At 61.8% G+C, this 9,097-nt stretch carries 8 protein-coding genes; 2 read left to right on the forward strand and 6 right to left on the reverse strand.

Annotation, left to right across the window (positions count from 1 at the left end; translation table 11 throughout):
• On the reverse strand, positions 1 to 842 hold an 842-nt coding region (locus tag M3461_21025), incomplete at its 3' end, for a TolC family protein (protein MDQ3776655.1).
• Between the two features lie 1,886 nt (positions 843 to 2,728).
• Positions 2,729 to 4,096: a chromate efflux transporter gene (chrA, locus tag M3461_21030; protein MDQ3776656.1), complete on the reverse strand. Its 1,368-nt coding sequence runs from the start codon at positions 4,094 to 4,096 to the stop codon at positions 2,729 to 2,731.
• Between the two features lie 496 nt (positions 4,097 to 4,592).
• On the opposite strand from chrA, the gene M3461_21035 reads away from it, so the two are divergent.
• Positions 4,593 to 5,078, forward strand: a complete 486-nt coding sequence (locus M3461_21035) for a hypothetical protein (protein MDQ3776657.1) — start codon at positions 4,593 to 4,595, stop codon at positions 5,076 to 5,078.
• A 219-nt stretch (positions 5,079 to 5,297) separates the two neighbouring features.
• Here the strand turns inward: M3461_21035 and M3461_21040 are convergent, their stop codons facing one another.
• The 4 genes from M3461_21040 to M3461_21055 all read right to left on the reverse strand — a co-directional run bounded on the left by M3461_21040 (position 5,298) and on the right by M3461_21055 (position 8,540).
• Positions 5,298 to 5,951: a MerC domain-containing protein gene (locus tag M3461_21040; protein ID MDQ3776658.1), complete on the reverse strand. Its 654-nt coding sequence runs from the start codon at positions 5,949 to 5,951 to the stop codon at positions 5,298 to 5,300.
• An 87-nt stretch (positions 5,952 to 6,038) separates the two neighbouring features.
• A complete protein-coding gene (locus tag M3461_21045) occupies positions 6,039 to 6,302 on the reverse strand; it encodes a mercury resistance protein (GenBank protein ID MDQ3776659.1) in 264 nt (87 codons plus the stop codon).
• Between the two features lie 270 nt (positions 6,303 to 6,572).
• Positions 6,573 to 8,288, reverse strand: coding sequence for a mercury(II) reductase (merA, locus tag M3461_21050; protein ID MDQ3776660.1), 1,716 nt, complete (start codon positions 8,286 to 8,288; stop codon positions 6,573 to 6,575).
• Positions 8,289 to 8,330: 42 nt separating this feature from the next.
• A complete protein-coding gene (locus tag M3461_21055) occupies positions 8,331 to 8,540 on the reverse strand; it encodes a cation transporter (protein ID MDQ3776661.1) in 210 nt (69 codons plus the stop codon).
• A gap of 321 nt (positions 8,541 to 8,861) precedes the next feature.
• Here M3461_21055 and M3461_21060 point away from each other — a divergent pair.
• Positions 8,862 to 9,097: ISAzo13 family transposase (locus M3461_21060; protein ID MDQ3776662.1), on the forward strand; the 236-nt coding region annotated here is incomplete at its 3' end.

The raw sequence follows: 9,097 nt of genomic DNA on the forward strand, positions 1-9,097 counted from the left end.
TCGTACTTGTACTTGAACGCCAGGGGAATCGAGGCGGAGACCATGACCCCAAAGCCGTCCCGCGCATCAAAGTTCTCGAAGCGGCTCATAGAGACCTCAAAGTCCGGATAGTAGGCCTTGCGGGCCAAGGCCAGGGCCAGGCGTTCCTTATCTAAGGCTCGAGTCTGGGCCAGGAGCTCCGGCCGGATCCCGAGCGTTAGCTTTTCGAGCTCGGACATCGAGTACGGCACGGCCGGAGCGGGAGGATCTTGGGGCGCCCCCAGAGGGGCCTCGGGAGGGCGGCTGAAGAGCGCATTGAGCCGCGCCTGCGCCTTACCGAGCGCCAGGGTCTCGGTGGTCACCCGGTTGATCAAACGCGTGAGCTCCACTTGGGCCCGCAGGACATCGGGCTGAGAGACCTGGCCCACCGCGTACCTTTGCTCGGCGATGCGCGCAAACTGGGTCACCAGATCCTTATCCCGGCGGTAGACTTCGAGGTTCCGGTAGACCAGCCAGAGAGCGTAGTAGGCTTTCTTGACCTGCGCCACGGTGTCGATCTCCTCGGCCTTAAGCTCGGCCTCTGCCTTCTCTGCGTCCTTGGAGGCCATTTCGCCTTTCAACCGGAGCTTGCCCGGAAAGGGGATCTTTTGCGATAGCTTGAAGATATTGTTACCCGCCTCGTTGATGCGGAAATTCTCGGGGGCATTCCAGGCCTCCCAGGTCAATGTGGGGTCCTCAAAGGCCGAGGCCTGGGCAGGCACCTTCTGCGCGGCCTGAACGCGGCTCCTGGCCATCCCGATGGCCGGGTTATGGTGCCGGGCATAGGCCAGAGCCGCCTCGATCGTTAACACCTCACCTGTCAAGGATGCTGCCCCGTCTGTTTCATCCGCTGTAGGGTATTGCCCTTCGCCTGTCAGACCCGGGTTCGAGAAAACCGGCGCCGGCCCCAGCAAACACACGCAAAGACCAATGATACGCGGCGCCCTCACCCTCTTACTTCTCATCTTGTTCATGCTTTCCCCCTGGCCCACTGCCGATTACCTATGGCGCGTCCTTGCGCCGCCTGTTTGGTACAATCAACCCCAATGCGTCCCCTATTGATACGAATTATCCACCACCCCCACGGTGCGACTTCGCCAATGCACGGTTCTCCTCGGCAGCTTTCTCACACTCCCGTGCTAGTCGATCGGCATCGCTGGCTAACGTGGCATTTACCTTATTGCGGTGCCGCGTATACCGCTCGACCGTTTTCCGGTATTGTTCCGCTTTCTCCTGGGCCATCCGGGCCTCCTGTTCGTAGCGAGACACCAGGGCCTCCTGATCAGATCCGGTCCTGGTGTGTTCGATCGCTGGTTCCATGGTGCACGTCTGTAGGGGCGCGCAACCGGCCATTAACAGTATTCCAATTATGAGTAACACCTGTACATGTCTTTTCATGACTGATCTCCTCATATAATCAAAAACCATCGGTTTGGATGCCTCCGCCAAAACCCCGGGGCGACTCGCTGATAAGCCTGTCCTTTCCCCTCGCCGAGCGGCGATGGAGTACCGTGGCCCAGCTCAGGTGCACTTGACCCTCGGGCGTTCCGGCCCGCTCGAGTTTTGGCGTTTCGGTCCCTCCCCTGGCCATTGTTAGGGCAGGGGGATGGACGCTGTACACGTTTGGGATAGAATCCGATGACGACCTTCCGCCCGCGCTACACGGCGGCAGCCCCGTCAACGAGGCCGTGGTCGTTCGGGTCTAGGCGAGAGGTGCTGGAGGGGGACGGAAGTTTCGCGAGGGGTGATGCTGGAGGCTGCCCTCAGGCGGGCTGAAGGCGAATATCGCCGTTGACATGGTCAACGAGCCCACCTGCATTACTGCGCCGGCGTGGAAATACATGCACTCCGAGCAGGTGGCATCACAGGTACTGTTGCAACTGCACTCGGGGTCCGATGCAACCCTGGTCTCGTCGGGCTGCTCTCCAAGGGATTTAGAGCAAGGGTGAGAGCCTTTGGCGGGCGCGCAGCAGTCGGCCGGGCAGGACTGATACATAATCCCGCCAAAACCTGGGGACCACGCGGTCACCAGCGCGACCAACACCAGATTGCACAGGATTGCGTGAGCCCTTGTCATTCTCTCGGGTTCGGCGTGGTTAGTTCAGGGTGGATTGGCCGTGTTCCCCGGCTATGCTATCCCTGGCACCTTCGAACCGCACCATGCAGCGCGAAACGCCATGCAAGCTGTTATGAAGCAACACACTGTGGGCTCCTGTGGAGTAACTTCACCGGCCGCTGCCATAGAGGATAGGAGGTTCTATGCCCTTTTGCAACGCGTACTATCTCGTCGGAGGGGCCAGTTGTGATTGGGCAGTCCGCGCGAGGGAGGGAAGGGCTCGTTTGGGGTAGCCTGGATGGGTTAGGGGTGCGGCTTCAGTGACTCCGAGGCGGGCATTGGGTGCCCCGGGGCGAGTGCTGCGTTGGCCGGGTGTTGACCGGCAGAACCGGGCGGGGGGAAGGGGTACCGCCACCGGCAGGCTGGCCCGTGGTCAACCGCCGCCGCACGCAACGGGGCATTGGGCGCTAAGATGCCATGATACCGATGGCGGGTGGCGCCGTGGGGGTGGGACCGGTAGTGAGACCCAGACGCCTATGCCGATCGTGATCCTGTTCGGTCTGCTCTCTTCGACGGCACTGAATATGATCGTCGTCCCGGCACTCTACTTCCGTTTCGGATCGGTGGTGAGAGCAAAAAAACAACTTTCCACTGTTAGAACAGTAACGGCTTAGATAAGCGATACATCAGCCCGACAGCGCCGCATGCGCCGATAACGGGAATGATCCCGACGTTATAGCGAAAGAGCGCCACGGATGCGGCCAGGCCCATCAGGGCGGAAAACCACTCGAAGGTCGCACCGAGTCCCTGAGGCCAGAGCACATGATAGGCAAAGAACACCGCGAGATTGAGTATGACGCCGACGACGGCCGCCGTGATGCCCGTGAGCGGCGCAGTGAACTTCAGATCGCCGTGGGTCGCTTCGACCAGCGGTCCGCCGATCAAAATAAAGAGAAACGAGGGCAGGAAGGTGAAGAAGGTGGCCACCGTGGCCCCGGCGGCGCCGGCCAGGAATAAGGCATCCGGTCCAAGCAAGGCCTTGGTCCAGGCGCCAACGAAGCCCACGAACGTCACCACCATGATGAGCGGCCCCGGTGTCGTCTCGCCCAAGGCGAGGCCATCGATCATCTGGGTCCCGGTCAGCCACTGATAATGTTCCACTGCACCCTGGTAGACATAGGGCAAGACCGCGTACGCCCCACCGAAGGTCAAGAGTGCCGCCTTGGTGAAGAACCAACCCATCTGCGCGAGCGCTCCGTTCCACCCGTTGTAGGCGATCAGCGCACCCAGCGTCCCCGCCCAAATCGCGATGCCGGCCATCGCGATGCCAATCAGCCTACTCGAGCTAAACTTGGCGTGGTCAGGTGTAGGCGTGGCATCGCCGATGAGCGCCGGTCCAAAACTCGCCTTCGCCGCCTGGTGACCACCCCCCACCTTGAACTTCGTAGGGGCGAGCCGCCCTCCTACGGCGCCGATGAGCCCCGCCCCTAAGACGATGTAGGGGAACGGGATATCAAAGATGAAGATGGCGACGAAAGCAAGGGCCGCCAACGACCACAAGACCCCATTTTTCAGCGCCCGCGAGCCGATCCGGTAGGCGGCAAAGACGACGATGGCCGTGACCGCGGGCTTGATGCCATACAAGACCCCAGCCACCGCGGGAACCTGGCCGAAGGCCATGTAGATCCACCCGAGCCCGATCAGAATGAAAAGCGACGGCAACACGAAGAGGCAACCGGCAAGGATCCCACCCCAGGTCCCATGCATGAGCCAGCCGATATAGGTCGCGAGCTGCTGTGCCTCGGGGCCAGGCAATACCATGCAGTAGTTTAGTGCATGCAGGAAGCGGCGCTCCGAGATCCAACGGCGCCGCTCGACCAACTCCTGGTGCATGATTGAAATCTGCCCCGCCGGACCGCCGAAGCTGATGAAGCCTAGCTGTAACCAATACCAGAACGCCTCCCGGAGGCTCACTGTGGCGGGCGCTGCGACTTCCGAAGACGGCTTGGCAGAATCATTCATCGCCTTTTCCTCTTACGCGGCCGGATCGCCGAAGCCGGCGCCGGGATCCCACCGACATCGCAGGCTCAGGATAAGCAGGAGCCAGGGCGGGGTGGCAGTGAGATTAGTATTCACGCCGAGTAATCTACTATGCTGTAGATCCTATAACAACAGTATGCTGACATTGTGTTGAACGCCCAACGGATTACGCTATGGGCCGCGGTCGCTCTGTTGCTCGTCATTGGCGTGGCCCCGCTTCTCGCGATGGTCACGGCAAGCGTGATGATCGATGGCAAGCCGAGTCTGATGCATTACCAAACGTTGGTATTCTCCCGCCGAGCCTGGGCCCTCCTAGGGCACAGCGTGACGCTGTCGTCCCTCACCGCGCTTTGTGGGACCGTACTTGGTGTACCGCTCGGCATCTTGCTCGGGAAGACCGACCTACCGCTCAGGTATCTATTCGTCGTCCTCTTCACCCTGCCACTGGCGTGGATCGTTATCGGCGCCTTTCCAGGCAATGGAAACGTTCGCCGCAGAGGACTTGACCGTTAATTTTGACGAAGTGGCGCAAGGACAGCTACCGGCAGGCTGGACCATCGACGCCACGAATCCAGGAGGTGGACTCGCCGAGTGGAGCGTCGTCACAGACCCGAACGCCACCAGCAAGCCGAACGTCCTGACCGTCAAGACAGTTCATGATACGTCGGGAATGGTGTTTAATTTATGCTGGACGCGGGATATCGCCTTCGAGGACGGTGAGATCGAGGTCAAGGTACGGGCCAATACCGGCAAGGAGGACCAGAGCGGCGGCCTGATCTGGCGTGCAAGAGATGTCAACAACTATTATGTGGCCCGCTACAACCCCCTCGAAAATAACTTCAGGCTCTACTATGTGAAGGGGGGCGCACGCAGATCGCGAACGCCCGTGGCATCGGTATCAAAGCGGGTGAGTGGTTCGGGATCAGGATCACCCAGCATGGCGCGAGGATCGAGGGCTACTTGAACGGTAAGAAATACCTCGAAGCCAAGGACGAGACCTTCAAAGGGTCTGGTGGGGTAGGCTTTTGGACCAAGGCCGATGCCGCGGCTATGATCGATTCACTCAGCTCAGCGTGGAGCTCCCGATCCCTTACGCCGAGGGTGGGGACGGAGTTCCCCAGTTCGGGGTGGGGGATGTGCTCATCGAGTACAAGCGACGCTTCGGGACCGAGGAATACCGGGGTTACTTCGGCATCAATCGGCCCTTGCACGCGTTCTGGCCGTTGCAGGCATTGAACGCGGTCGTGCACGCGCTTGTGCCCTTGCAGGAACTGATGCCCCAGCAGGCGATCTCACCCGCCTCGGCCTGGGGCGCCACGGCATCGACGGACTTGTACATCGCATAGAAGGCCGCGGCCGCCGCCACGCTTAGGGCTGCGCCCTTGGCCACGCGCATCCCAAGCTCCGGCTTGTTCGCATCCCCCGTAACCGAGGCGTCAGGTCCCTCACGCTCTTGCGGGGCACACGCCGCGGCGCGCCGGCCGTTGACCACATCCCACACGCTGCCCGCAACCAACAGCGCGAGCCCTCCATACACCGACCATGGCATCGGGTAGAGCCCCGTGACCAAGAGCCACAAGCCCGCTGCGCCGAAAACGCCACCGCCTAAGCCCAACCAGAAGGGGGCGATGTCCGCATGACCCCGCGCGGAGCGGTAGAGGAGCCATAGGCTCAAAGCGATAAACCCCACGAAGATGGGAAAGAGATAGGCATCGTGGATCAGGAACCCGAGACCCACGGCGCCCACCGCGGCAATGACCGCCGATATTCCTAGGCAGCACGCGGCCGCGATGGCTGCGCCCACGAGCCCGGCAAACTGTTTCATAAAGTCGTGCATGCCTTTCTCCTCCGGTGGTTACCCCGAAGATCACCGGTTTCAGAGACCGGTGCGCGGGGGTCGATCAAAATGGTTCGTGGCTTAGGGTCATGGGCCATCGATCCCCTTGCCGCGCCACACCCGGATTGCGGCGCAGAGCGAGAGCAAGAAGAGCACGGAAAACAGCATGACCGCCTCGTCGAAGTGCGCCGCGAGCAAAGCGCCGGCAGCGGTCCCCGAGAGTGTGAGCGCAAGGAGCGGCACATGACAGGGGCAGGTGATGAGCGCGAGAAAGCCCAGGACGCGGCTCCACCGGCGGCGCCGTGCGGGAGCGGGGTCATGCGTGAGAATGAGCTCGTCAGTTTTGATCATCGCCATCTCCCCAGAGAATTGAAATACACGCGATCAGCCGCCGAGGGAGGCTTTTCTTCGCCCCCTACCGGCTCAGCTCCTCGACTTATTTGGGCTTGGACGCCACTTTTTTTTTCTCGCTTCTCTCGTCGGCGCTTCTCTGCATCGGTCTCCTTCCGCGGATCTAGCCACATGAAGCTTAACTGCCACACCGCGGCTAGTATCAGCCCGATTGCAGCCAACCCTAATCCAATCGTCTCGAGAGTGCCTGATTCCATAGCGGACCCTATTTCATCCTGCGCAGCAGGACAGTTGTTTCACGTCTTTGGTGAAGGTCTGGGCGCAGAGCTTGAGCCCCTCGACCATGGTGAGGTACGGGAAGAGCTGATTGGCAAGGCCCTGCACCGTCAAGCGGTGACGGATGGCGAGCACCGCCGTCTGGATCACTTCCCCGCCTTCTCCGGCCAGTACCTGGGCCCCGAGCAGCCGCCCGCTCTCGCGCTCGGACACGAGCTTGATAAAGCCCCGGGTGTCGAAGTTCGCGAGCGCCCGTGGCACGTTGTCCAGGCTCAAGGTGCGGCTCTCGACCTTAAAGCCCTGCTCGCTCGCCTGCGCCGCCGTCAGGCCCACGGTCGCGACTTGCGGATCGGTGAACACGACCTCGGGCACGGCCGATAGGTCCAAGGCCGCCTCCCCGCCCAACATGTTGATCGCTGCACGGGTGCCGGCCGCTGCGGCGACGTACACGAACTGCGGCTGGGTCGTGCAGTCCCCGGCCGCATAGATATACTCGGCGCTGGTCCGCAGGTGATCGTCGACGACGATGGCGCCGCGCTTGTCTGTGTTGATCCCGACCTTCTCGAGCCCCAGGCCGGCCGTGTTCGGTGCGCGGCCCGTCGCTACCAGCAGGCGATCGCCCATGAGGGTCTCCCGGTCTATCTCGACGCTGAACCGCTTGCGGAACCAGCGCCTCCCGTAGCGCACCTGCTTCACGGCGGTGTGGGTCAGGATGCGCATGCCTTCGCCTTCGAGCGCCGCTTTAAGCCCTTCCCCGATGGCCGGATCGGTCTTAGACAGCAGGGTCGAGCGCGCGATGAGTGTCACCTTCGAGCCCAGGCGCAGAAACGCCTGTCCGAGCTCCAGCGCGACCACCGAGCCCCCGTAGACGATGAGGTGCTCCGGCAATCGTTCCGCCACGAGCGCCTCGGTCGAGGTCCAGTAGGGGGTGTCCTTGAGACCCGGAGTCTCGGGGAGGGCGGGGGAGGCGCCGGTTCCGATCAGCACGCGGTCGGCACGCAGCCTCCGCTCCTGGCCCCCCGGTTCTTTCACCACCAGGGCTCTCCCCATGGTGAAGTGCGCGGATCCGCGTAAGAGCGTGATCCTGGGATTGGATTCTAGGATGCTTTCGTACTTGGCATGCCGCAGCTCTTCTACTCGACCCTGCTGCTGGGCCAGGAGCGCTCGGCGGTCGAGGACGGCGGCGCGCTTCTTGATGCCGTCGAAGGGGTGGTCGGATTGCAGGTGCGCGAGATGCGCGGCGCGGATCATGATCTTGGAGGGCACGCAGCCGACGTTGACGCAGGTCCCGCCGAGAATCCCCCGCTCGATTAACGTGACAGTAGCGCCTTCCTCGGCCGCGCGGATGGCGCAAGCAAACGCCGCCCCCCCGCTCCCGACGATCGCGATGTGGAGAGCGCCTCGCGATCCCAATCGCGGTTTGGCGGAAGGCGTGGGCGTGTCGACGACCGGGATGCGCGGCCGGTGCGACACCTCCTTCCCCACAGTCGAACCCTTGCGATCCAGCACCTCCGCGCCAAACCCTTTGCCCTGGACGGTATCGATGAGCTTGGCGCTATAGATCCCCGCTTCGGTCTTGATGCGGGCGGTGCCTTCGTCGTAGGAGACCTGGGCTTCCATCACCCCCCTCATACCGGCCAGGGTCTCCTCGATCGACTTCGCGCATTGATCGCAGGTCATGCCGGTGATGCGCAGCGTTTGCACGTTCATATCGCTTGGCTCCTCGTTGCTTGTGGACCGGCGGTCTATTCGCTAAGCGCTAAGCCCCGCTTTGAAGCCTTTCGACTCGATGCGCTCGATGAGGCGCTCGACTCCCACATCCGAAGGCGCCTTCACCAGGGCAATCCCCTCTTCGTACGAGACCTCGGCCCACACACCCGGCAAGGCGTTCAAGGCGTCTTCGGCCGTTCGCGCGCAGTGGTCGCAGGTCATTCCCGTGATGTGAAGCGTATAGGTGCTCATAGTCTCTCTCTCTAAAGGTGAGGTCTCGGCTTTTTTAGGGTCGCCTTCAGGCCCCGTTCGGGGCACTCCGCTCTGTGCGATCTCATGGACAAAAGCCGCGGCAATCGTTCCGCAGGGCCATATGGTGCCGTGATGTCAGGCTTCCTTTTGATTCTTGCCCTTGAAAGTCGAAGCCGAGAAATTGTCCCCACAGTCGTTCGGTTCCCCACCACAATCCCGCTGTACCGATCACCAATCCCAGACCGAGCCAAGTCCAAGCTCGCGGTCCTAAGGCCGCTAGTAGAAATAACTTGAACAATATCTTGTAAGGACCTATTCTTTATGCGTGGACAAGGCCTGCGCAAAGCCACCAAGCAGAAATACCAGCAGTTGGTTGGTCGTCTGACGGAAAACACGCTGCGCCTTTGGGCGGCAGCCGAAGCCATGAGCTTCACCCTGGTGGCCGGTGCGACCGGTCTGTCGCGTACCACCATTCACGCCGGTATCAAAGAACTCGAACAGCCGTTGGGCAAAGAGCGTTCTGGGTTGGGCACCGCGCGTTTCAGGATCCGCCGGCC

It is taken from the genome of Pseudomonadota bacterium (assembly GCA_030860485.1).
GTDB lineage: Bacteria > Pseudomonadota > Gammaproteobacteria > JACCXJ01 > JACCXJ01 > JACCXJ01.